Source organism: Polynucleobacter sp. AP-Reno-20A-A9 (genome assembly GCF_018882085.1).
Lineage (GTDB): Bacteria > Pseudomonadota > Gammaproteobacteria > Burkholderiales > Burkholderiaceae > Polynucleobacter.
Window position 1 is genome coordinate 36,601 of the sequence record NZ_JACVPB010000005.1, and the last position, 22,781, is coordinate 59,381.

General features: G+C 47.6%; 23 protein-coding genes. 21 read left to right on the top strand and 2 right to left on the bottom strand.

What is annotated here, in order from left to right; all coding sequences use genetic code 11:
• Window positions 1-52: 52 nt before the first annotated feature.
• From gltA to ICN39_RS06010, 18 genes are read left to right on the top strand one after another with little or no spacing between them, the layout of a single operon-like run.
• Entirely contained in the window at window positions 53-1,366 is a 1,314-nt protein-coding gene (gene gltA / locus ICN39_RS05925) for a citrate synthase (protein WP_216233141.1), read from the top strand.
• Between the two features lie 17 nt (window positions 1,367-1,383).
• Window positions 1,384-2,793: a 3-isopropylmalate dehydratase large subunit gene (leuC, locus tag ICN39_RS05930; RefSeq protein WP_216233142.1), complete on the top strand. Its 1,410-nt coding sequence runs from the start codon at window positions 1,384-1,386 to the stop codon at window positions 2,791-2,793.
• Between the two features lie 12 nt (window positions 2,794-2,805).
• A complete protein-coding gene (locus ICN39_RS05935; protein WP_216233143.1) occupies window positions 2,806-3,009 on the top strand; it encodes a hypothetical protein in 204 nt (67 codons plus the stop codon).
• Window positions 3,010-3,041: 32 nt separating this feature from the next.
• A complete protein-coding gene (gene leuD, locus ICN39_RS05940; RefSeq protein WP_216233144.1) occupies window positions 3,042-3,689 on the top strand; it encodes a 3-isopropylmalate dehydratase small subunit in 648 nt (215 codons plus the stop codon).
• Window positions 3,690-3,712: 23 nt separating this feature from the next.
• Window positions 3,713-4,783, top strand: coding sequence for a 3-isopropylmalate dehydrogenase (leuB, locus tag ICN39_RS05945; protein WP_216233145.1), 1,071 nt, complete (start codon window positions 3,713-3,715; stop codon window positions 4,781-4,783).
• Between the two features lie 46 nt (window positions 4,784-4,829).
• The gene (asd, locus tag ICN39_RS05950) at window positions 4,830-5,987 is read left to right on the top strand and encodes an aspartate-semialdehyde dehydrogenase (RefSeq protein ID WP_216233146.1); all 1,158 of its coding nucleotides are present in this window, start codon (window positions 4,830-4,832) and stop codon (window positions 5,985-5,987) included.
• 10 nt (window positions 5,988-5,997) lie between these two features.
• Window positions 5,998-7,380, top strand: a complete 1,383-nt coding sequence (locus tag ICN39_RS05955) for a FimV/HubP family polar landmark protein (RefSeq protein WP_216233147.1) — start codon at window positions 5,998-6,000, stop codon at window positions 7,378-7,380.
• Complete coding sequence (truA, locus tag ICN39_RS05960) at window positions 7,380-8,222, top strand: tRNA pseudouridine(38-40) synthase TruA (RefSeq protein WP_216233281.1); 843 nt, start codon at window positions 7,380-7,382, stop codon at window positions 8,220-8,222. The genes ICN39_RS05955 and truA overlap by 1 nt, the downstream gene beginning before the upstream one ends.
• A gap of 26 nt (window positions 8,223-8,248) precedes the next feature.
• The gene (locus ICN39_RS05965; RefSeq protein WP_216233148.1) at window positions 8,249-8,926 is read left to right on the top strand and encodes a phosphoribosylanthranilate isomerase; all 678 of its coding nucleotides are present in this window, start codon (window positions 8,249-8,251) and stop codon (window positions 8,924-8,926) included.
• A 30-nt stretch (window positions 8,927-8,956) separates the two neighbouring features.
• Window positions 8,957-10,150 carry a tryptophan synthase subunit beta gene (gene trpB / locus ICN39_RS05970; RefSeq protein ID WP_216233149.1) on the top strand — a complete coding sequence of 398 codons (1,194 nt, stop codon included), beginning with the start codon at window positions 8,957-8,959 and terminating at the stop codon, window positions 10,148-10,150.
• 9 nt (window positions 10,151-10,159) lie between these two features.
• The gene (gene trpA, locus ICN39_RS05975) at window positions 10,160-10,957 is read left to right on the top strand and encodes a tryptophan synthase subunit alpha (protein ID WP_216233150.1); all 798 of its coding nucleotides are present in this window, start codon (window positions 10,160-10,162) and stop codon (window positions 10,955-10,957) included.
• Window positions 10,958-10,963: 6 nt separating this feature from the next.
• Window positions 10,964-11,851 (top strand): acetyl-CoA carboxylase, carboxyltransferase subunit beta, encoded by an 888-nt coding sequence (gene accD, locus ICN39_RS05980; RefSeq protein ID WP_216233151.1) that lies wholly within the window; start codon window positions 10,964-10,966, stop codon window positions 11,849-11,851.
• 4 nt (window positions 11,852-11,855) lie between these two features.
• Complete coding sequence (folC, locus tag ICN39_RS05985; RefSeq protein ID WP_216233152.1) at window positions 11,856-13,181, top strand: bifunctional tetrahydrofolate synthase/dihydrofolate synthase; 1,326 nt, start codon at window positions 11,856-11,858, stop codon at window positions 13,179-13,181.
• Window positions 13,182-13,184: 3 nt separating this feature from the next.
• Window positions 13,185-13,994: an SPOR domain-containing protein gene (locus tag ICN39_RS05990; protein WP_216233153.1), complete on the top strand. Its 810-nt coding sequence runs from the start codon at window positions 13,185-13,187 to the stop codon at window positions 13,992-13,994.
• On the top strand, window positions 13,994-14,560 hold the full coding sequence (locus tag ICN39_RS05995; protein WP_216233154.1) for a CvpA family protein: 567 nt from the start codon (window positions 13,994-13,996) through the stop codon (window positions 14,558-14,560). Before ICN39_RS05990 ends, ICN39_RS05995 begins: the two co-directional genes overlap by 1 nt.
• A gap of 4 nt (window positions 14,561-14,564) precedes the next feature.
• Entirely contained in the window at window positions 14,565-16,103 is a 1,539-nt protein-coding gene (gene purF, locus ICN39_RS06000) for an amidophosphoribosyltransferase (protein WP_216233155.1), read from the top strand.
• Window positions 16,104-16,163: 60 nt separating this feature from the next.
• A complete protein-coding gene (locus ICN39_RS06005) occupies window positions 16,164-17,372 on the top strand; it encodes an O-succinylhomoserine sulfhydrylase (RefSeq protein WP_216233156.1) in 1,209 nt (402 codons plus the stop codon).
• Between the two features lie 32 nt (window positions 17,373-17,404).
• Window positions 17,405-18,022, top strand: a complete 618-nt coding sequence (locus ICN39_RS06010) for a bifunctional 2-polyprenyl-6-hydroxyphenol methylase/3-demethylubiquinol 3-O-methyltransferase UbiG (RefSeq protein WP_216233157.1) — start codon at window positions 17,405-17,407, stop codon at window positions 18,020-18,022.
• A gap of 8 nt (window positions 18,023-18,030) precedes the next feature.
• Here the strand turns inward: ICN39_RS06010 and ICN39_RS06015 are convergent, their stop codons facing one another.
• Both ICN39_RS06015 and modB read right to left on the bottom strand, forming a co-directional pair.
• Window positions 18,031-19,137: an ABC transporter ATP-binding protein gene (locus ICN39_RS06015; RefSeq protein ID WP_216233158.1), complete on the bottom strand. Its 1,107-nt coding sequence runs from the start codon at window positions 19,135-19,137 to the stop codon at window positions 18,031-18,033.
• Window positions 19,137-19,790 carry a molybdate ABC transporter permease subunit gene (gene modB / locus ICN39_RS06020; RefSeq protein ID WP_216233159.1) on the bottom strand — a complete coding sequence of 218 codons (654 nt, stop codon included), beginning with the start codon at window positions 19,788-19,790 and terminating at the stop codon, window positions 19,137-19,139. The genes ICN39_RS06015 and modB overlap by 1 nt, the downstream gene beginning before the upstream one ends.
• 107 nt (window positions 19,791-19,897) lie before the next feature.
• Here modB and ICN39_RS06025 point away from each other — a divergent pair, with 107 nt between their 5' ends.
• From ICN39_RS06025 to ICN39_RS06035, 3 genes are read left to right on the top strand one after another with little or no spacing between them, the layout of a single operon-like run.
• Window positions 19,898-20,233, top strand: coding sequence for a helix-turn-helix transcriptional regulator (locus ICN39_RS06025; RefSeq protein ID WP_216233160.1), 336 nt, complete (start codon window positions 19,898-19,900; stop codon window positions 20,231-20,233).
• Window positions 20,234-20,266: 33 nt separating this feature from the next.
• The gene (gene soxC / locus ICN39_RS06030) at window positions 20,267-21,667 is read left to right on the top strand and encodes a sulfite dehydrogenase (protein WP_216233161.1); all 1,401 of its coding nucleotides are present in this window, start codon (window positions 20,267-20,269) and stop codon (window positions 21,665-21,667) included.
• Window positions 21,651-22,739, top strand: coding sequence for a c-type cytochrome (locus ICN39_RS06035; protein ID WP_216233162.1), 1,089 nt, complete (start codon window positions 21,651-21,653; stop codon window positions 22,737-22,739). Before soxC ends, ICN39_RS06035 begins: the two co-directional genes overlap by 17 nt.
• Window positions 22,740-22,781: the final 42 nt, after the last annotated feature.

Consider the following 22,781-nt stretch of genomic DNA (forward strand, 5'->3'; position numbering starts at 1 on the left):
CGCATGATTGAATAGTGTATTAATCATATTTTTGAATGACTAAGGATTAGAAATGATTGAATCGGACATCAAGGCAAAACTCTCGTTTTCGGATGGAACACCAGATATTGATCTGCCAATTTATAAAGGGACAGTGGGTCCTGATGTAATCGACATTCGTAAGCTTTATGGTCAGACTGGAAAGTTCACTTACGATTCAGGCTTCTTATCTACTGCGTCATGCAATAGCAAAATTACCTATATCGATGGCGATAAGGGTGAGTTGCTCTATCGCGGTTACCCAATTGAAGATTTGGCAAATAACTGTGACTTCTTGGAAGTTTGTTACCTCCTGATCAATGGCGAATTGCCAAATGCCACTGAGAAGAAAGCTTTTGATGAAATGGTCATGCACCACACAATGGTTCATGAGCAAATGCAATTCTTCTTGCGCGGTTTCCGCCGCGATGCGCATCCAATGTCGGTATTAACAGGCTTGGTTGGTGCAATGGCTGCGTTCTACCATGATGCGATTGATTACAGTCAGCCTAAAGCACGCGAAGTAGCACAGATTCGTTTGATTGCGAAGATGCCAACTTTGGTCGCGATGGCTTATAAATATTCTGTAGGTCAGCCATTTATCTATCCAGATAACTCGTTGTCATACACCGCTAACTTTATGCGCATGATGTTTGCAACACCATGTGAAGAGTACAAAGTAAACCCAGTGTTGGTTCGTGCTTTGGATCGCATCTTCACATTGCATGCAGATCATGAGCAAAACGCTTCTACTTCTACAGTGCGTTTGTGCGGTTCGTCTGGTACAAATCCATTTGCCGCTATCTCTGCGGGTATTGCTTGCCTCTGGGGTCCAGCACACGGTGGTGCAAACGAAGCCTGCTTGCAAATGTTGAATGAAATTCAAGCTAATGGCGGCGTAGATAAGATTCATGATTTCATCGCTCAAGTAAAAGATAAGAACTCAAGCGTTCGCTTGATGGGCTTTGGTCACCGTGTATACAAAAACTTTGACCCACGTGCAAAGTTGATGCGTGAAACTTGCTACGAGGTATTGAATGAGCTCGGCCTGCAAGATGATCCATTGTTCAAGTTGGCAATGACTCTCGAGAAGATTGCCTTGGAAGATGACTATTTTGTGAGCCGTAAGCTCTATCCAAACGTAGACTTCTATTCAGGCATCGTGCAACGTGCTTTAGGTATCCCAACAGAAATGTTCACCTGTATTTTTGCCTTGGCAAGAACAGTAGGTTGGATTGCTCAGTGGGAAGAAATGATTACTGATCCTGAGTACAAAATTGGTCGTCCACGTCAGTTATACGTTGGCGAAACAACTCGCAAGGTTCCGAACATCTCAGTTCGTAAATAAGGTATTTAAGGTCTCTCATGTCTCGTACGCTTTATGACAAATTGTGGGATGACCACGTTGTTTACTCTGAAGAAGATGGCACAGCCACCATTTATATCGATCGTCAGTTGCTTCATGAGGTAACTAGTCCTCAGGCATTTGAAGGTTTGAATTTGGCTGGCCGTCCAGTTTGGCGCATCTCCGCTAATTTGGCAGTTTCTGATCACAACGTACCAACGACTGATCGCTCTGAAGGTATCACTGACCCGATATCCAAGTTGCAAGTCGATACCCTGGATCAAAACTGCGATGCCTTTGGCATTACTCAATACAAAATGAACGATACCCGCCAAGGGATTGTGCATGTCATTGGGCCTGAGCAGGGCGCTACTTTGCCTGGCATGACTGTAGTATGCGGTGACTCTCATACCAGTACGCATGGCGCCTTTGGTGCTTTGGCATTTGGTATCGGCACTTCTGAGGTCGAGCACGTATTGGCAACCCAAACCTTGCTCATGAAGAAGAGTAAGAATATGCTAGTGCGTGTTGATGGTCGATTGCAGCCAGGATCTACTGCTAAAGACATCGTATTAGCAGTGATCGGCAAGATTGGTACTGCTGGTGGCACGGGCTACACCATTGAGTTTGCTGGCGAAGCGATTCGCAACCTTTCTATGGAAGGTCGCATGACTATTTGTAATATGGCGATTGAAGCTGGTGCCCGCGCTGGTTTAGTTGCTGTAGATGAAACAACGATTGAATATATTCAAGGTCGCCCATACGCACCTAAGGGCCCGGCGATGTTGCAAGCCTTGCAGTATTGGAGAACCTTGCATTCAGATCCAGATGCGAAGTTTGATGCTGTAGTGGAGCTGCGTGCGGAAGAGATTGCGCCGCAAGTGACCTGGGGTACTTCACCAGAAATGGTGCTGGCTATCAGTGATCGTGTTCCCGATCCAGAAAAAGAACGTGATCCAAACAAGCGCTCAGCAATGGAGCGTGCTTTGGAGTACATGAACCTCACCCCGAACACTCCACTGAGCAGTATTTCTGTGGATAAAGTGTTTATCGGCTCATGCACCAATAGCCGTATTGAAGATATGCGCGCTGCCGCTAAGGTGGTTGATCGTTTGGGTAAGAAAGTTGCCGCTAATGTGAAGTTGGCTTTAGTTGTTCCTGGTTCTGGTTTGGTAAAGGCGCAAGCCGAGCGTGAAGGTCTGGACCGTATTTTCAAGGCCGCCGGTTTTGAATGGCGTGAACCTGGTTGCTCTATGTGCTTGGCGATGAATGCTGATCGCTTGGAGCCTGGAGAGCGTTGCGCATCAACATCGAATCGTAACTTCGAAGGTCGTCAAGGTAATGGCGGGCGCACACATTTAGTCAGTCCTGCAATGGCAGCTGCTGCAGCAATTGAAGGTCACTTTGTTGACGTTCGTAAGATTTCATAGAGGTAATCAAGCATGAAGTTTTCATCTATCTCTCTTATTGCCAGGTTAGCTATCGTTGGTCTAGCGGGCCTCATCATTTCTGCTTGTAGCAGCACCATGGAAGGTGTTGGTAAAGACTTGCAGAACATGGGAACCTCCATGGGCGGATCAAGCAACACACAAAACAATCAATCTCAGACTAAGGGTAAGGACGTTGTCGTTACTCCTGTGAAGTAAATCATTAGAGCAAATAGAGTAAAAGTCGAATCATGGAAAAATTTACGGTATACAAAGGTTTAGTTGCTCCGCTTAATCGCGAGAACGTGGATACCGATGCCATTATTCCGAAGCAGTTTCTGAAATCCATTAAGAAGACTGGCTTTGGTCAAAACCTGTTTGATGAATGGCGTTACCTAGATCATGGTGAGCCTGGTCAAGATTGCAGTACACGCCCCATCAATCCAGACTTTGTACTCAATCAAGTGCGCTACAAAGGGGCCGGTATCTTGCTGGCTCGTAAAAACTTTGGTTGTGGCAGCTCTCGTGAGCATGCTCCTTGGGCCTTGGATCAATTTGGCTTTAGAGCCGTGATTGCCCCTAGCTTTGCAGATATCTTCTACAACAACTGCTTCAAAAACGGTGTTTTGCCGATTGTTTTGACTGAAATGCAGGTGGATCATCTTTTTAATGAAACCCAAGCATTTAATGGCTATCAATTAACAATTGATCTAGCAGCGCAGCAGGTTATTGCACCTGATGGCACTGCTTATAGCTTCGAAGTGGCCCCCTTTAGGAAGTATTGCCTTCTTAACGGCTTAGACGATATTGGCCTAACCCTGCAACATGCAGATAAAATCAAGGCTTATGAAGCCGAGCGCATCCTAAAAATGCCTTGGCTTGCGACACAATTGCCGTAATTTCGTTGATTTAAAGGTCTTTCATGAAAATTGCAGTTCTACCGGGCGATGGTATCGGCCCGGAAATCGTTGCTCAAGCTGTTCGAGTGCTTCAAGCGCTTGGTCCTAAGTTTGATTTAGAAGAAGCTCCTGTAGGTGGAGCAGCTTATGATGTCGCTGGGCATCCTTTGCCGCCAGCCACCTTAGAGCTTGCTAAAAAAGCAGATGCCATTTTGTTTGGCGCGGTAGGTGATTGGAAGTACGACACCCTTGCTCGCGAACTGCGACCTGAACAAGCCATCTTGGGTTTACGTAAACACCTCGAGTTGTTTGCTAACTTCAGGCCTGCCATTTGCTACCCAGAACTTACAGCTGCATCAAGTCTCAAGCCAGAAATCATTGGCGGCTTGGATATTTTGATTGTGCGTGAGCTCAATGGCGATATATATTTCGGTCAGCCACGCGGCATTCGTACTTCAGAGTTACCTTTATTTAAAGGTGCGCGCGAAGGCTTTGACACCATGCATTACAGCGAGCCTGAGGTAGAGCGCATTGGTCGCGTTGCATTTGAAGCGGCACGCAAGCGTGGCAAGAAAGTTTGCAGCGTAGATAAGGCAAACGTTTTGGAGACTTCACAGCTTTGGCGTGAAGTGATGATTCGAGTGTCCAAGGACTACCCAGATGTTGAGTTATCCCATATGTATGTGGATAACGCAGCGATGCAATTGGTCAAGGCGCCTAAGGCCTTTGATGTGGTGGTGACCGGCAATCTGTTTGGTGACATCTTGTCTGATGAGGCAGCTATGTTGACTGGTTCTATTGGCATGTTGCCATCTGCTTCTTTGGACAAGAACAATAAGGGCTTATATGAGCCAAGCCATGGTTCTGCGCCAGATATTGCTGGTAAGGGTATCGCCAACCCATTGGCAACGATTTTGTCTGCTGCAATGATGTTGCGTTATTCATTAGGCATGCCTGCTGAGGCTGATCGTATTGAAAAGGCAGTGCAAAAGGTATTGGCTCAAGGTTTACGTACAGCGGACATCTATACAGAAGGCACGACAAAAGTGTCTACCGTTGAAATGGGCGATGCTGTTGTTGCAGCGCTTGCGTAAGAATTTAAATAAAAGCAAAACAATCACATTTACTAGATAGTTGATCATGGCAAATTCAAAAACACCTTTGGTTGGTTTAGTTGGCTGGCGCGGTATGGTTGGCAGCGTTCTCATGGAGCGCATGCTCGCTGAAAAAGACTTCGATCTGATCGAGCCCGTATTTTTTAGTACCAGCCAAGCGGGCGGAGAGGTGCCTTTGCTCAATGGTCAAAAAGTATCCAAGAGTGAAAGCACTTTGCAAGATGCTAATGATATTAAGGCGCTCTCACGCTGCGACATCATCTTGACTTGCCAAGGCGGTGACTACACCAATGATATTTTCCCTAAGCTTCGTGCTACAGGCTGGAATGGCCATTGGATTGACGCAGCTAGTGCATTACGCATGAAAGATGACGCCGTATTAATTTTGGATCCAGTCAATCGCTCAGTGATTGATAAGGCCTTGGCTGCTGGCGGCAAAAATTGGATTGGCGCCAACTGTACTGTGAGCTTGATGATGATCGCCATGGGTGGCTTGGTAAAGGCCGATATGGTTGAGTGGATTAGCGCCATGACATACCAGGCGGCTTCTGGTGCTGGCGCGCAGAACATGCGTGAGTTGCTCCTACAAATGGGCGCATTGCGTGACAGCGTTGCTAGTGAATTAGCAGATCCCTCGTCATGGATTTTAGATATTGATCGTAAGGTTACCGAGACATTGCGTTCCTCCGATTTCCCTAAGAAAAATTTCCGTAACACTGCTTTAGCCGGTAGCTTGATTCCTTGGATCGACGTACCTGTTGAGAATGGTCAAACTAAAGAAGAGTGGAAGGGCGGAGCTGAGTTCAATAAGATCTTGGGCCGTCCAGCATTCCGCACGCCTGGCAGCATTCCGGTAGATGGTCTGTGTGTACGCGTTGGCGCAATGCGTTGCCATTCACAGGGTTTGACTGTGAAGCTCAAAAAAGATATCCCGCTGAAAGAGATCGAGGCGATTTTGGCTGCAGATAATCAGTGGGTAAAAGTAATTCCCAATGATCGTGAAACTACTGAGCGTGATTTGTCTCCCGCAGCAGTCAGCGGTACATTGACTGTGCCTATCGGCCGTCTGCATAAGATGGCAATGGGCCCAGACTTTTTAGGCGCATTCACTGTTGGCGACCAACTTTTGTGGGGTGCTGCTGAGCCATTGCGCCGCATGCTTCGCATTCTGCTTGAGAAGTAATCTACCGGTTATGTGTCGTATTGGCCAACAAGGCTTAAAGCTACTTTGTGTTGTGCTGCTTGGTTGGTCGTCTTTAGCTGGAGCGATTAGCTTAGGTGCTCCGCAGCTGCAGTCCCGCCCTGGCGAGCCACTGCGTGTGGAGATTCCAGTTCGAGTTGGAGCAGATGAGCAGGGCACTTTATCCAGCCTCAATGTGGCAATGCCTAATAAGGCAGCTTATGAGCGTTTAGGTATTTCCCAAAAGATTCTTGATCTCAATCCGCAGGCGATGGTGTATCGCAACCGTCAAGAGCAACTTATGGTGTTGGTGGAGACAGTTAATTCTGTGCCGATGACTGATGATCCCTTCTTGGATGTATTGGTTAATCTCAATTGGTCTAGCGGCAGCCTTACTAAGACATTCACATTATTGCTTGGTGATGTACAAAAGCTCACCGTGAAGCCGGGGCAGTCTTTATCTGAAATTGCCGCCATCATGGTGCCTCAGTTGGATGGTGCAACCCTAGATCAAACCATGATGGCTTTGTACAAAGCCAATCCGGATGCATTTGCTAGTGGTAGCATCAATCGCTTGGCAGCCGGAGCAGAATTAACCAAACCAAGTCAGGCGCTGCTGCGTTCTATTAGCCCGGCAGAGGCAAATCAGTTTGTTGCAGATGCTAACGAACAATGGCGTCAAGAACGTGGTGAAAAAGATGGCGCCCCAGGCGCTATCAAATCTACGAATATCAAAACGACCGAAGCATCAGCTAAAGATCGCTTGAAGATTGGCTCAAGTGCTGATGGCAGCGATCAAGAACGTCGCTACACAGAAGAGTTGGTAGCCCAAGAGAAGATGTTGGAGCAGACTAAAGCTCGGGTTGCTGAGCTAGAAAAGAATATTGCTGACTTGCAAAGACTCTTGGATAAATCTAAGGAGAAGAAAGCGGTCGATAACAACTTTGGCTTAGGTGGCTTCGGGCCAGCGATCTTGGCGGTTGCCTTAATTGGATTGACTGGTTTATTGCTCTGGGGTTTAGCTCGAAACGCGCGCCGTTCAGAAGCGCCGAGTTTTCATGCGGATACACATCATGTTGCTAAAAATGAGAAACCTCCTACCAGCTCTCATTTTGAAATGCCAGCTCGTGCAAAGGCATTGTTTGATGGTATTGATCTTGATCTTTCAAAGCCTGCAAAAGAGGTGCCATCAATCATTGCTATTCCGGTAGCGAATCCTCTGACGGATACCCTGCGCGTCAAATTGAATCTAGCGCGCGCTTACATTACGATTGAAGATTTCACTGCTGCTAAAAAGTCGATTGAAGAAGTGCTTCGTATCAGTAATTCTGTTGATCCAGCGGTCACCATTGAAGCGCAAGGCTTGTTGGCAGAGATCTCGCACCGCAATACCTGATCATGCGTATAGCCCTTGGCCTTCAATATGATGGCAGCCCATATTCAGGCTGGCAAACGCAGGTCAAGCACAACACGGTACAGGACGAATTAGAAAAAGCCATATCCGCTTTTGTTGGTGAGGAGGCTTGCAAAGAGCAGCCTATCCATACCATTACTGCGGGTAGAACCGACACTGGTGTTCATGCCTTAGGGCAGGTTGTGCACTTTGATACCAATGTTGTGCGTGAAGACTTTTCATGGGTAAGGGGAGTGAACTCATTCCTGCCCCCATCCATTGTGGTGAATTGGGCTAAGCCAGTTTCCGATGAATTCAGTGCGCGCTTCTCTGCTTATGAGCGTGAATATATTTATGCTTTGCAAGCGGGACCTTGTCGTTCACCGATGTCTCACTCGCGCGCAGGTTACTTGCTGGTGCCTCCAAACCATTGGCTTGATGTAGAGGCTATGAAAAAATCAGCTGAGTGCTTGATTGGCGAACACGACTTCAGCTCTTTCCGTTCTTCCGAGTGTCAGAGTAAAACGCCAGTGAAAACGATTTACTCCATTGAGATTATTGCCGAGCAACCATGGCTATATTTCCGAATTCAGGGCAATGCCTTTTTGCACCACATGATCCGAAATGTCGTCGGTTGTTTTCTGCAGATTGGCCAGGGCAGGCAAGGCCCGGAATGGATGTCAGAAGTATTGGCCGCTAAGAATCGGCAAATTGCGGCTCCCACCTTTATGGCGGATGGCTTGTATTTGGCCAAAATCACTTACCCAGACGAATTTGCTATCCCGCAGCCTTGGTTGGAAAACTCCTGGTTGCCTAATGAGCTTATCGGGAAACACAAGAAATAAGGAGCCCTTGGCTTTATCATTCATTTATGGGTTTACTGACATACTCTCCGGGCCGAACTAGGGTCAAAATCTGCGGCTTAAAGAGCTCGGCTGATGTGGATTTTGCGGTTTCTGCAGGGGTGGATGCGATTGGCTTTGTCTTTTATCCGCCCAGCGTCCGTGCTGTAAGCCCTAATATCGCTGCCCAGCTCATTTCTAGACTTCCAGCAGGGGTTGATGCCGTTGGACTGGTTGTCAACCCTACGGATGAGGAATTTGCTGCTATTCGGGCTGCTGCCTCGATTACCTTATGGCAGTTTCATGGGGATGAGTCCCCAGAACGCTGTGCCCAGCTTGCCGCAGGCGAACCCTGGATGAAGGCTGCTCGTGTAGGAGCTGGCTTCGCTTTTGATGATTTTTCCCTACAATATGGGGATGCAAACGCTTTTCTGCTGGATGCCCTCGTTGAGGGATATGGTGGCGGAGGCGTTCCTTTTGATTGGCAAGGAATTCCACAGACATGGGTAAGCGAAAACGCGCCTCGGGTCGTTTTGAGTGGTGGATTGAACACGCACAACGTGGGCGAGGCGATTGCACGCCTGCATCCTTGCGCGGTTGACGTCAGCAGTGGCGTAGAAAGCAGCAGGGGTGTTAAAGACCCTGCGCTCATGGCTCAATTTGTTCAAGCAGTGCGCGCAGCAGATGCGAAATCATCATTCCAATAATTTGCTGTAGATAAATCAAAAGAGGTAGCTATGTACGACAAGCCAGATGCAAGAGGACACTTTGGTCCTTACGGCGGCGTGTTTGTTTCTGAGACGTTGATGTTTGCCTTGGATGAGCTTAAAGAAGCTTATGCAAAGTATCAATACGATCCAGAATTCATTGAAGAGTTCCATTACGAGCTCAAGCACTTTGTTGGCAGGCCCTCACCGGTGTATCACGCTAAGCGCTGGAGTGAAATGCTCGGTGGTGCACAAATCTATTTGAAGCGTGAAGATTTAAATCACACAGGCGCACACAAGATTAATAACGTGATTGGTCAGGCGATGCTGGCTAAGCGTATGGGCAAGCCCCGCATTATTGCTGAGACAGGGGCTGGGCAGCACGGTGTTGCTACCGCAACGATCTGCGCTCGTTTTGGCCTTGATTGCACAGTCTATCAAGGCTCCGTGGACGTGGCTCGTCAGGCGCAGAACGTATTCCGTATGAAGTTGCTTGGCGCTAAAGTGGTTCCGGTGGAATCTGGTACTAAGACTTTGAAAGATGCCCTCAATGAGGCGATGCGCGATTGGGTTACCAATGTGGATAACACCTTCTACATCATTGGCACCGTTGCTGGCCCTCATCCTTATCCAATGATGGTCAGAGATTTTCAAAGTGTGATTGGTGAAGAGTGCAAAGTACAGATGCCGGAGATGACTGGTCATCAACCTGACTATGTTTTGGCTTGTGTTGGTGGTGGCTCAAATGCGATGGGCATTTTCTATCCATATATCGATTTCCCGGAAGTAAAGCTTGTTGGTGTTGAGGCTGCGGGACATGGCTTGGGAAGTGGTTTGCATTCAGCAGCGCTTTGCGTTGGGACGCCTGGTGTGTTGCACGGCAACCGTACTTATTTATTGCAAGATAAGAATGGCCAGATCTCTGAAACGCATTCTGTTTCTGCTGGTATGGACTACCCAGGTGTTGGCCCTGAGCATGCATGGTTAAAAGATTCTGGTCGCGCAGACTATGTGGCGATTACAGATGAAGAGGCGCTTCAAGCATTCCATGATTGCTGCCAGATTGAAGGCATCATTCCTGCACTTGAGTCTTCACATGCTATTGCCTATGCTTGCAAGCTAGCCAAAACTTTGCCAAAAGATAAAACCATCTTGGTCAATCTCTCTGGCCGAGGTGACAAGGATATGCATACCGTTGCTCAGGCAACTGGTTCAGAAGGTTAAGAAAGAGTTATGTCAAAAATTACTGCGCTCTTCAAGGAGCTAAAAGCAACAGGTAAAAAAGGATTGATTCCTTTTATTACTGCTGGCGATCCAGATCCTACGCAAACGGTTGAACTCATGCATGCGTTGGTTCGCGGTGGTTCAAGTGTGATTGAACTAGGTGTACCGTTTTCAGACCCAATGGCCGATGGTCCTGTGATTCAGAGATCATCGGAGCGTGCATTGACGCAAGGGGTGACTTTGCACAGCTGCCTGGAGATGGTGAAAGAGTTCCGCAAGAAGGATGCTAATACACCTGTTGTTTTGATGGGCTATGCAAACCCAGTCGAGCAAATGGGGGCAGAGCGTTTTGCAATCGAAGCGAAGGCTGCTGGAGTCGATGGTGTTTTAGTGGTTGATTACCCGCCAGAAGAATGCGTGGACTTTGCGGCCCACATGCGCGTTGCTGGCATTGATCCGATTTTCTTATTGGCACCCACCTCATCACATGAGCGCATTAAAGAAGCGGCCAAAATAGCTTCTGGTTATATCTATTACGTCTCTATGAGAGGGGTTACTGGCGGTTCTAACCTCAATACTCAAGATGTGGCCAGCATCATCCCAAAAATTCGTGAAGAGACGGATATTCCGATTGCTGTTGGCTTTGGAATTAGCGATGCAGCTAGTGCCAAGGCAGTATCGGTGAGTGCTGATGCGGTTGTGATTGGCAGCCGAATTATTCGTCTTTTAGAGGATACGCCCCCTGGGCAGGCGGTACAATCACTGGAAACCTTCATTCGTGAGATTCGCGACGCATTGGATAGTTAAAAACTAATGAGCTGGATAGATAAATTACTCCCACCCCAAATTCAACATACTGATCCTGCAAATCGCAAGTCAGTACCTGAGGGATTGTGGGTTAAGTGTCCCGGTTGTGAAACTGTTCTGTACAGCACAGACATTGAAGCCAATTTATCAGTTTGCCCAAAATGCAGTCATCACATGCGCATCGGAGCACGTCTTCGCTTAGATAGTTTATTGGATGAAAAAGGCCGTTATGAAATCGGTGCTGATATCTATCCAATTGATCCGCTGAAATTTAAAGACTCTAAAAAATACTCAGATCGTATTAAAGAAGCAAATGATGCTTCTGGTGAGTCTGAAGCCTTGATCGTGATGGGCGGCAAGATTGAAGCCATTCCGGTTGTCGCTGCTTGTTTTGAATTCCAGTACATGGGCGGCTCAATGGGTTCTGTAGTTGGTGAGCGATTTGCTCGCGGCGTACAAGAAGCAATCAATAAGAAGTGTGCCTTCATTTGCGTCACCGCTACTGGCGGAGCACGTATGCAAGAAAGTTTGTTATCGCTTTTTCAAATGGCCAAGACCAACTCGATGTTGACCTTGCTATCAAAAAAAGGCCTGCCTTATATCAGCGTTCTCACCGACCCAACCATGGGTGGTATTTCTGCGAGCTTCGCCTTTATGGGTGACGTGGTGATGGCTGAACCAAAAGCGTTAATTGGCTTTGCTGGCCCACGTGTGATTGAACAAACTGTTCGTGAAAAGTTACCAGAAGGATTTCAGAGGTCTGAGTTCCTAATGCAAAAGGGTGGCATTGACATGATTGTTGATCGTCGTCAGATGCGCGGTGAAATTGCGCGCCTACTCGCTTTGTTGCAAAAGCTTCCTGAGCCTGCGATAGCGGGTAGCGCAGTCGTTTAAGCGCTTGAGCTCAGCACACCAAACCCCCATAGTATTTTCTAGCCTAGAGGCTTGGCTTAGCCACCTTGAAACTGCTCACCCCGTTGGTATAGATATGGGGCTTGAGCGCATCAATCGTGTGAAGGCTGCATTAGATCTGCATTTTGATTGCCCGGTGATTACAGTTGCCGGTACAAATGGCAAAGGATCTACCTGCGCCTTTCTGGAGAGCATTCTCTTGTCTTCCGGCTATCGCGTCGGTTGCCATACCTCACCCCATTTACTTCAATTTAATGAGCGTGCTCGCATCAACGGTGAAGATGTCAAAGACAATCTCTTGTTGGAGCATTTTGCTGCCGTTGAAAACGCTCGGGTTAGTCTGGTTGATGCGCCGACCTTAACGTATTTTGAGTTCACCACTTTAGCCATAATGCATCTGTTTGCTAAATCCAATTTGGATGCGGTTGTATTGGAAGTAGGAATGGGTGGTCGTTTAGATGCTGTCAATATCGTTGACGCTGATTGCGCCATTGTGACGAGTATCGATATTGATCATGCGGATTTTTTGGGTGGCACACGAGAAGCCATTGGTCTAGAAAAGGCTGGCATTTTCCGTCCAGGACATATTGCGGTGTGTGGCGATCCTGTGCCGCCGCAGTCACTCATTGATTATGCTGAAAAGCTGGGTTGTGACCTCTGGTTACAGGGGCGTGATTACAACTTCCAAGGTGATAAACAGCAATGGGGTTGGGCTGGGCGCAAGAAGCGCTTTAGTGGGCTTGGGTACCCAGCGCTGCGGGGCGCCAATCAGATTCTGAATGCATCGGCAGTAATAGCCGCCTTAATGGCCTTACATCAGCGTTTGCCAGTGAGTGCCCAGGATATTCGTAATGGCTTTGCTTTGGTTGAGCTGCCAGGCCGATTCCAGGTATTGCCGGGTCAGCCCACCGTGGTGTTGGATGTTGCTCACAACCCCCATGCTGCGGCTACCTTAGCTCAGGGGCTCGATAAGATGGGGTATCACCCTTACACCTATGCCATTTTTGGGGCTATGGCTGATAAGGATATTGAGGGGGTGATTAAACCCCTTTTGAATATCGTGGATTTCTGGTTTTGTACCGATTTACCGACCCCCCGAGCTGCCAGTGCTAAGGCTCTAGCTGAGAAGCTTGAATCTATGGGTGTAAAGCCAAAAAATGGGGCAGATGGGGGGATTGAATGCTTCCCAGAACCTGCTTTGGCGTATCAAAAAGCGCTATCTTTGGCGGGTGAGGGTGATAGAATTGTCACCTTCGGATCCTTCTATACCGTTGCAGGCGTAATGACTTACCGAAACAACCAGGCCCACTGATCCATGATTCGTTTACCAAGCTTTTTTAAGCGAAAAACCCAGTCTGATGACCTTGAAATCGGCTCAAGGGGTAGTCGCACCGCTAAACGAGCATCCCCTCGCAGTTTTCAGCGCGCAGCAGAAGCCGAAGAACTTGCCCTTACAGAAGATCCTGAACAACAAAGAGCGCGCCATCGTTTGATTGGCGCTGCTGTCCTCGTATTAATTGCTGTTATTGGCTTGCCGCGTATTTTGGATAACAAGCCAAAGTCTGCACCCAATGACATTGCTGTAAGCATCGTTACTAGCCTACCGATTCCTGGTACGGAACCTAAGACCGAAGAAAAGCCGAAGGCACAAGCGCCTGCTGACTCTGCTAAAGAGGCTTCTAAAGTTGCCGCTGCACCCGCGCCAGAAGTTAAGCCAGAAGTAAAAGTAGAAACTAAGGCAGACACTAAACCAGCAGCGCCGGCAGTTAATAAGTCTGGCGCCTTAGGTTTGGCTGCAGGTGAAGAGGTGGTTGCTGCAGCAAGTCCTAAAGCTGAGACAAAACCCAAGACAGAAGATGCTCCCAAGCCTAGCGCTGCGGGTTCGGGTAAGTACGTTATTCAGATTGGCGCCTTTGCTTCAGAAGAGCGTGCTAAAGGTTGGATTGCAAAACTCAAAGATCAAAAGATTCCTAACTACGTCTTAAATAAGACGGGTAGTGATGGCACAAAGCTGTATGTATTGCGCGCAGGGCCTTATACCGATAAAGATGCAGCAGAAGCGGCTGAAAAGAAAATTAAGGCGATGGGTCTCGCACCAAGACTCGTCGAATCCGGTAAGCAGTAATGGAATACCTATCCACCCTCAAACTAACATCGGTGGATTACTTCACCCTAGTAGTGCTCTTGGTTTCTGCCTTGGTGGGTATCTCACGTGGTTTATTTAAAGAGGTTCTTGCCTTAGCCTCTTGGTTCGCAGCTGCTTGGGTTGCTTATCACTACAGCAATTACCTCTCAACCGAGTGGCTCTCGACATTTCATCTAGATGAACTACTGAGCCTTGGTATGAGCTTCATCATTTTGTTTGTATTAACCCTCATCATCTGTGGTTTGTTTGGTGGAGTGGTACAGAAAATTATTTTGTCAGTAGGCCTTAGTTTGACTGACCGTTTCTTGGGTTTGATATTCGGTGTGATTCGTGGCGGCTTAGTCATAGTGGTGCTGGCTACTTTAGCTGCGCTCACACCCATTCCTCAAAGTATGGCCTGGAAGAATGCTATTACTAGGCCAGCAATTGATATGGCAACCGGTTTAATTAAAGGTTGGCTTCCTGCCGACTGGGCAAAACAATTAGGTGATGCAATGCCTAAAGTTACCCCTACCATTACTCCTAAATTAACAATAGGAATCTAGAGATATGTGCGGCGTCGTCGGAACTGTTTCCCACTCACCAGTAAATCAACTCCTCTATGATGCGATGCTGCTTTTGCAGCATCGCGGACAGGATGCGGCAGGCATTGCAACGATGAATGGTAATTCGTTCACGATGCATAAAGCCAATGGTTTGGTACGAGATGTTTTTAGAACTCGCAATATGCGTAGCTTGGTTGGTAACGCTGGCATTGGCCAAGTGCGCTACCCAACAGCAGGCTCTGCAAGTAGCGAAGAAGAAGCGCAACCTTTTTATGTGAGCGCACCTTACGGCATTATCTTGGCGCATAACGGTAATCTAACGAATGCACCTAGCTTGCGCGTTGAGATGGCCTATCGTGACCGTCGCCACATTAATACCAGCTCTGATACTGAAGTATTGCTTAACGTTTTGGCTGATGAACTTCAAAAGGAAACCAATAGCGCGGCGCTAGATGAGAGCGCGATGTTTAACGCCGTTACTGGTGTAACCAATCGCGTTAAAGGCTCGTATGCAGTAGTTTCTTTGATAGCGGGTTATGGTTTACTGGCCTTCCGCGATCAGTATGGTATCCGTCCACTGTGTATTGGCCGTATCGATACACCTCAGGGTCCTGAGTGGATGATTGCATCTGAGTCTGTGGCGCTTGAAGGTTTAGGCTTTACGTTTGTCCGCGACGTTCATCCAGGCGAAGCAATTTATATCGACTTGGATGGCAATTTCTATTCACGTCAATGTGTGCCTAATGCAGTGTTAACCCCTTGTATTTTTGAATATGTCTACATGGCCCGTCCAGACTCCATTATTGACGGCTTGATTGTCTACAACGTACGTATGCGTATGGGTGATTACTTGGCTGAGAAGATTCGCAGGGAAACGAATGTCGATGAAATCGATGTTGTGATGCCGATTCCGGATTCCAGTCGTCCAGCAGCGATGCAGGTAGCAAAGAACTTGGGCGTGGATTACCGTGAAGGCTTCTTTAAGAATCGTTACATTGGCCGCACCTTCATCATGCCAGGGCAAGCTGTTCGCAAGAAGTCTGTTCGTCAAAAACTCAATGCTATGCGGATTGAATTTAAAGATAAGACGGTTTTAATTGTGGATGACTCCATTGTGCGTGGAACTACCTCATTTGAGATTGTGCAGATGGCGCGTGAATCTGGTGCCAAGAAAGTGATCTTTGCATCTGCTGCACCACCAGTGCGCTTCCCAAATGTCTATGGCATTGACATGCCAACCCGTAGCGAATTAGTCGCCTATGGCCGCACTGATGAAGAGATCAATAAGATGATTGGTGCTGATCAGTTGATCTATCAAAGCATTGAAGATATGAAGCAGGCGGTAAGGGATGTTAATCCCGACATCAAAAACTTTGAGGCTTCTTGTTTTGACGGTTTCTATGTCACAGGTGACATCACCGAGTCTTATTTAGATGCTTTAGAGGCTGCCAGAAATACCTCTGCTGCTAAGGCGGATCGCCAAAAGGATTCGAGCGATTTTGCTCGTTCACAGCTCCACCTGCATTTGGCTACCGAAGACTAAAAAGCGACAGGATTTTGCCTTGAAAGAGGCAAATCCTCAATTCGGTGTCAAAATAGCGGCATGAAGAGTAAAACCACACGCAAAAAACCCGATTTTTCTAAGTTGGCGCTTGAGACCTTAGCGGTTCGCGCTGGTACACGTCGTACTGCTGAGTATCAAGAGCACTCAGAGGCGATGTTCCTGACCTCTAGCTTTTGCTTTGATAGTGCAGAGTTGGCGGCTGATGGTTTTGCGCATGCCGATCAAGGCTTTATTTATTCTCGCTTTACTAATCCAACGGTAAGCATGTTCCAGGATCGCTTGGCCGCCTTAGAGGGCGGTGAAGCATGTATCGCGACCGCTTCCGGAATGTCTGCCATTCTGACGATGGCAATGGCGCATCTGCAAGCAGGAGATCACGTTGTTTGTTCACGCTCAGTATTCGGTGCAACGATTCAACTATTCACCAATATCTTGGGTCGTTTTGGGATCACAACAACTTACGCTGATTTGGCCGATACCAAGTCATGGCAGGCTGCTGTGCAGCCAAATACTAAGCTGTTCTATCTTGAGACGCCTTCCAATCCTTTGACTGAGATCGCAGACATTAAGGCGATCTCAAAAATAGCGAAGAAGGCCGGCGCTTTATTTGCGGTGGATAACTGCTTCTGCACGCCAGCCCTGCAAAAACCATTAACACTCGGCGCTGATGTTGTGATTCATTCGGCCACCAAGTACTTGGATGGGCAGGGTCGAGTGGTGGGTGGAGCAATTGTGGGCAGCAAAGATTTCATCATGGGGAAAGTCTTCCCATATGTTCGTACCGCAGGACCAACGCTATCTGCATTCAATGCCTGGGTATTCCTTAAGGGCCTGGAGACTCTAGAGCTTCGTATGAAGCAGCAGAGTCAGAATGCGCTCGCCTTGGCGCAATGGCTGGAGAAACAATCTGGAGTAGAGCGGGTTTACCATCCCGGTCTTAAATCCCATCCTCAGCACGCTTTGGCAATGCGCCAGCAAAAAGAGGGTGGTGCGATTGTGTCTTTCACCTTAAAGGGTGGCAAGAAGGCAGCGTTCAAACTCATCAATCAAACGAAGCTTTGTTCGATTACGGCAAACTTAGGCGACACTCGCACAACGATTACTCATCCGACTACAACAACACATTGCCGTGTGACTCCTGAGGCCCGTAAAGCCGCCGGTATCTCGGATGGCTTGGTACGCATTGCAGTTGGCCTTGAAAATATCAACGATCTCAAAAATGATTTGGTTGGCGGCCTAAAGAAGTAAGTCAAAAAACTAAATAAAGCGAATAAACGCGAATGAGTTTTTCTGACGCTACCCAATTTTGGAATGAACGCTTCGATAAAGAAGAGTTCATTTTTGGCAAAGAGCCCAATGAGTATCTTGTAGATAAGGCCAAGCAATATCTCAAGCCAATGGATAAAGTCTTGTGTATCGCCGATGGCGAGGGGCGTAACGGAGTCTGGCTTGCCAAACAAGGCATGCAGGTTGTGGGATTTGATGCATCCGATATTGCGCTAGCTAAAGCAAAGCAGTTCGCCCAAGAAAATCATGTGAAAGTGGATTACTCCTTTTCAGATACAGACAGTTTTTCTTGGCAAGAAAATACTTATGATGCAGTCATTGGCATCTTTATTCAGTTTGCTGATCCAGCAATGCGTGCCAGAATCTTTCAGCAAGCTTACAGGGCGACGAAACCTGGTGGCTTATTCGTTCTACAGGGTTATACCCCTAAGCAGCTGGATTACAAAACAGGAGGACCATCTCTTATAGAGCATCTCTACACAGAAGAGTTGATTGGAGATCTTGCCAAAGAGTTTGAAATACTCGAACTTGTGAGTTACGAGAAAGAACTTTCTGAGGGTCCAAGACACACTGGTATGTCTGCTCTTCTAGGGCTTGTTGCTAGAAAGTAATTGCCTTCTTAGTTAGCAAAGCGACGGGGGTCATTAATCGGGCGCAAAGGCATGATGTGAATCTTGCTACTATCAATTTCAAGATGCGCCTCTTTGCCAGCATCTAAGACAAGTCGCTTAACCTCTGCAGCAGAGGCTTCCCAAGTAATGGCATGATTGCCTTCAGATGTACGAAGTTGGATAACGGCAATTTGTCCTATTGCGCTAATCTGCTCAACCTGAGCCTCAATCGATGTTGGGCTAGAAGTCACATGAAGGCTAATGCCGTCAGCGGGAATGACCCAAGCAACAGGTGTATTTGGCGGGATCTTGCCCTTATCGACCACGTTGAAGATGCGTTGGCACCCATTCCAACTGAGTTTTCCAGCTGAAAAGACGCCTTCAAACTTATTGCTAATACCCACTAGTTCTGCAACCCGCGAGTTTCTGGGTCTTTCAAACAGAACTTGCGGCGGTGCTGTTTGTAGTCCCACGCCTTGGTCGATCACGGTGATGCGATCTGCCAATAGATCAGCCTCCCTTAGATCGTGAGTGACCAGCAGAATAGGGATATTCAAATCTTTGCGAAGTTCAGCTAGCGTCTTGTAAAGACCTTGACGAGTAGGGGCATCAATTGCAGAGAAGGGTTCATCCAGCAATAGTATTTTTGGGGATCGCGCTAATGCTCTAGCAAGTGCAACTCGTTGTTGCTGACCGCCCGAAAGCTGACTAGGCATGCGCTTGGCCAACTCGCCGATTCCCATGCGGTCTAACCATTGTTGGGCTAATGCATTCCGGTTGGCAAGACCATTGACGCTGTTATGCAAAGGAATGCAAACGTTCTCAAGCGCTGTAAGGTGGGGAAATAGTGCGTACTGTTGAAATAAGAACCCACATGAGCGATTAGCAGGGCTGAGTGAAGTGGTAATCCCATTCACTTCGTTTGCTTCAAACCAGAGCTTGCCATCGCATTCAATTTTTCCAGTATCGGCATTATTTAAACCGGCGATTGTTCGCAAGGCGGTTGTTTTACCGCTACCAGAGGGGCCCACTAAGGCATGCAATTCTCCAGGAATGCATTCAATATTGAGTTGCAAAGGATTTGGGTTGATTTGGGAGAGTTTTACTTTAAGCATTAGCGACTCCACCGATTAGCATGCGATGGGCTGCGACCAAAGAGGCCATAGGAAAGTGCTATCGCCACAAGGGAGGTGCAAAGTAATATCAACGAAAGCATGCCGGCACCAGAGGTATCAAAGCTTTGCACTTTGTCATAAATCGCGATCGATACTGTTTTAGTTTCCCCTGGGATTGCGCCACCAACCATGAGAATCACACCAAACTCTCCAAGGGTATGCGCAAAGGTAAGAACGGCTGCGCTAGTAATGCCTCGCCAAGCAAGAGGCAACTCAATCAAACGAAAGATCTGCCATTTCGATAGACCGCTAACTTGAGCTGCCTCCCGAATTTCAGGATTAATCGCCTCGAAAGCACGCTGTATTGGCTGGATGGCGAATGGCAAATTGACAATCAAAGAGGCAATTAAGATTCCCGTAAAGGAAAACACCAATGGGATTCCCAAAATTGTTTTTCCTCCGAGACCTACGAGTAGGTAATAACCCAATACCGTAGGAGGGAGAACTAAAGGTAGGGCAAGCGAAGCTTCGATCCATGACCTGCTTTTGCCCATATTTTGGAGCGAATGAGCTACCCAGACTCCAAAAGGGAGGATTAGGACCAAGGTCCATATAGCTAGCTTTAAGGAGAGAAGGAGGGCCTCGATATCCATCAATTGATTGTATCTTTAGATCCGGTCAGGGTAACCCACTATATGAACTTGCTTGACATGAGCGTTAAATATGCATTCATACGCATATATTCATACAAATGGGCTCCATGAAGGCAAAGGTTCAAAAAGCGACCAAAAACTTATCTCCAAAACAGATGGAGAAGGTCTTTTCTCAGGTAGCAGCTTATTTCAATGTTCTTTCTGAGCCAGCACGTTTACGCATCATGTATGCAGTTTGCAGTGGTGAAAAATCTGTTACCGAGGTTGTGGAGATGTGCGGAACAAGCCAAGCCAATGTATCAAGGCATTTGCTGGCTCTTCATAAAGCTGGAATTCTCATGAGGCGAAAAGAAGGTGTAACGGTTTATTACTCGATTGCAGATAACGCAACGGTAGAGATGTGTCAGACAGTCTGCGCAAAGATTGCTGAGAGTATTCATTAATTTTAATTGGTTAACTTGTGAAGCAGAGGTCAAATGACTAAGAAGCAAATTGAACTGAGCGCTGAGGAAGTCTCTGCCGTTGAGAGGCCAGTAAATAGAGCTCGCTTGGTGAAAGCGCCGGAGCACTTTATCTCTCAAGAGTTGATTGCTGATATCAATTCAAATGGCCTGGATGAAACGCGCCGTGGCTTCTTGCGTAAAGGTTTTTTATCGGCTATCGGCAGTGCGGCTGCTGGCTTGGCTGCCCCAATGGCTTTTGCTGCTGGAGAAGGTGATCCGGCAATTCTAGAGAAGCAGGAGTGGCAAACTACTTTAGGCAAGAACGTTGCAACTATGCCTTATGGTGTGCCATCGATCTATGAATCTAATCTCATCCGCCGTGAATCCCCTGGCTTAACACGCGTCTCTGCAGCTTCTGTTGCATTTACTCCGCTGCAAGGATTATTCGGCACTATTACTCCAAATGGTTTGCATTTTGAACGTCATCACCAAGGTTGGTACAACCTAAACCCTGAAACCCACCGACTGATGGTGAACGGCATGGTGAAGAACGCTCGCGTCTTTACGATGAATGATTTAATGAGATTGCCTTCGGTTTCTCGCACACACTTTATTGAGTGTGGTGCCAATACTGGATTGGAGTGGGGTAACGTTGCTGTGCCAACCGTGCAGTACACCCATGGCATGTTGTCTTGCTGTGAATTTACAGGCGTTCCACTCAAGGTATTGCTTGAAGAGTGTGGCGCTGATCTGAAAAAAGGTAAGTTCTTGCTTGCCGAGGGTGGCGACGGTTCTGGGATGACGCGCACCATCAATCTGGAAAGCTGCCTGGATGACACGATTGTTGCCTGGAGTATGAATGGCGAAATGTTGCGCCCGGAAAATGGCTTCCCATTACGCCTAGTTGTTCCTGGAGTACAGGGTGTCAGCTGGGTGAAGTGGTTGCGTCGCTTAGAGGTTGGCGATATGCCTTGGAATGCTAAGGATGAGGCAGTTCACTATATTGAGCTCATGCCAGATGGCATGCATCGTCAGTACGCATCCATCCAAGAATGCAAATCGGTTATTACTACACCCTCTGGCGGCCAGCAATTGTTGGATAAAGGTTTCTACAACGTCAGCGGTATGGCTTGGTCTGGTCGAGGCAAGATTAAGCGCGTGGATGTTTCTTTTGATGGCGGCAATAACTGGCGTATGGCGCGCTTAGAGACGCCAGTTCTTACAAAATCAATTACTCGTTTCAATATTGATTGGGTGTGGGATGGTTCGCCCGCAATCTTGCAATCAAGGGCAGTGGACGATACCGGTTACATTCAGCCCTCTATCAAGGTGTTGCGTGATGTCAGGGGTAATCGCTCGATTTATCACAACAATGCAATTCAGTCTTGGAAATTGGATTCAAATGGTGAGGTGAGCAATGTTCAAGTCGGTTAATTTTATTGCTCGCTTGAGTGTATTAAGTCTCGCTGTATTGACTGCTCAGGTTTCATTTGCACAAAGTACTCAGGGCTCTACTAAGTTTCCTGGCATCGGCCGCAACGCCACACCGGCAGAGGTAATGGCTTGGGATATTGATGTGCGTCCAGACTTTAAAGGCTTGCCAAAAGGATCTGGCTCGGTTCAGCAGGGTCAGGTAATTTGGGAAGCTAAGTGCGCAAGTTGTCATGGCGTCTTCGGTGAGTCTAATGAGATCTTTACTCCGATCGCAGGTGGAACCACTGTAGATGATGTGAAGGCCGGCAGAGTTGCCTCGTTGGCCGATCGTAAGCAGCCTCAACGCACTACCTTGATGAAGGTGCCAACGGTTTCTACTTTGTGGGACTACATCTATCGTGCAATGCCTTGGAATGCCCCAAGATCCTTAACGCCGGATGATACTTATGCATTAGTTGCATTTATTTTGAGCTTAGGAGAAATTGTTCCGGATGATTTTGTGCTGAGCAATGCCAATATTGCGGATGTGCAGAAGAGGATGCCGAATCGCAATGGTATGACGCGAAATCATGGTTTCTGGAGTGTTAATGGCAAGCCAGATGTTAATGGCTCATCTTGTATGACTAATTGCGTAAAGTTTGTGCAAGTTGGATCTACTCTTCCGGACTTCGCCAGAAATGCCCATGGCAATATTGCAGAGCAAAATCGTCTCTATGGCCCATATCGTGGATCAGATTCAACCAAGCCGCCGCTTGATAAGTTGCCCGGCACTTCAGGGGAAGGGCTGGCGCATGCCGCCGATACCCATGCAGCAAGCACAAAGGGCCCAGCAGCGCTGTTTAAGAATGAAAACTGCTCTGCATGCCATGCACCTAATGCCAAATTGGTTGGTCCATCGATTGCAGATATTGCAGCGAAATATAAAGGGCAAAGTGGGGCTCAAGATAAGCTCATGGCTAAGGTCAAAAATGGGGGCTCAGGAGTGTGGGGGGCAATCCCAATGCCGCCGCAGTCACAGTTATCCGATGAGGACAGGGCAACTCTAGTACGCTGGGTGCTTACTGGACAATAGGTTTACAGAGGGTTTTTTGAAATACCGCTATATTTGATGCTA

Coding starts and splice junctions, on each gene's coding strand:
- modB (WP_216233159.1), bottom strand. CDS start 19,790: ATGGATATCGAGGCCCTCCTTCTCTCCTTAAAGCTAGCTATATGGACC.
- ICN39_RS06005 (WP_216233156.1), top strand. CDS start 16,164: ATGAAGAGTAAAACCACACGCAAAAAACCCGATTTTTCTAAGTTGGCG.
- leuB (WP_216233145.1), top strand. CDS start 3,713: ATGAAAATTGCAGTTCTACCGGGCGATGGTATCGGCCCGGAAATCGTT.
- soxC (WP_216233161.1), top strand. CDS start 20,267: ATGACTAAGAAGCAAATTGAACTGAGCGCTGAGGAAGTCTCTGCCGTT.
- ICN39_RS06035 (WP_216233162.1), top strand. CDS start 21,651: ATGTTCAAGTCGGTTAATTTTATTGCTCGCTTGAGTGTATTAAGTCTC.
- ICN39_RS06015 (WP_216233158.1), bottom strand. CDS start 19,137: ATGCTTAAAGTAAAACTCTCCCAAATCAACCCAAATCCTTTGCAACTC.
- trpB (WP_216233149.1), top strand. CDS start 8,957: ATGTACGACAAGCCAGATGCAAGAGGACACTTTGGTCCTTACGGCGGC.
- purF (WP_216233155.1), top strand. CDS start 14,565: ATGTGCGGCGTCGTCGGAACTGTTTCCCACTCACCAGTAAATCAACTC.
- trpA (WP_216233150.1), top strand. CDS start 10,160: ATGTCAAAAATTACTGCGCTCTTCAAGGAGCTAAAAGCAACAGGTAAA.
- ICN39_RS06025 (WP_216233160.1), top strand. CDS start 19,898: ATGAAGGCAAAGGTTCAAAAAGCGACCAAAAACTTATCTCCAAAACAG.
- ICN39_RS05995 (WP_216233154.1), top strand. CDS start 13,994: ATGGAATACCTATCCACCCTCAAACTAACATCGGTGGATTACTTCACC.
- ICN39_RS05990 (WP_216233153.1), top strand. CDS start 13,185: ATGATTCGTTTACCAAGCTTTTTTAAGCGAAAAACCCAGTCTGATGAC.
- accD (WP_216233151.1), top strand. CDS start 10,964: ATGAGCTGGATAGATAAATTACTCCCACCCCAAATTCAACATACTGAT.
- ICN39_RS05935 (WP_216233143.1), top strand. CDS start 2,806: ATGAAGTTTTCATCTATCTCTCTTATTGCCAGGTTAGCTATCGTTGGT.
- gltA (WP_216233141.1), top strand. CDS start 53: ATGATTGAATCGGACATCAAGGCAAAACTCTCGTTTTCGGATGGAACA.
- ICN39_RS05965 (WP_216233148.1), top strand. CDS start 8,249: ATGGGTTTACTGACATACTCTCCGGGCCGAACTAGGGTCAAAATCTGC.
- leuC (WP_216233142.1), top strand. CDS start 1,384: ATGTCTCGTACGCTTTATGACAAATTGTGGGATGACCACGTTGTTTAC.
- asd (WP_216233146.1), top strand. CDS start 4,830: ATGGCAAATTCAAAAACACCTTTGGTTGGTTTAGTTGGCTGGCGCGGT.
- leuD (WP_216233144.1), top strand. CDS start 3,042: ATGGAAAAATTTACGGTATACAAAGGTTTAGTTGCTCCGCTTAATCGC.
- ICN39_RS06010 (WP_216233157.1), top strand. CDS start 17,405: ATGAGTTTTTCTGACGCTACCCAATTTTGGAATGAACGCTTCGATAAA.
- ICN39_RS05955 (WP_216233147.1), top strand. CDS start 5,998: ATGTGTCGTATTGGCCAACAAGGCTTAAAGCTACTTTGTGTTGTGCTG.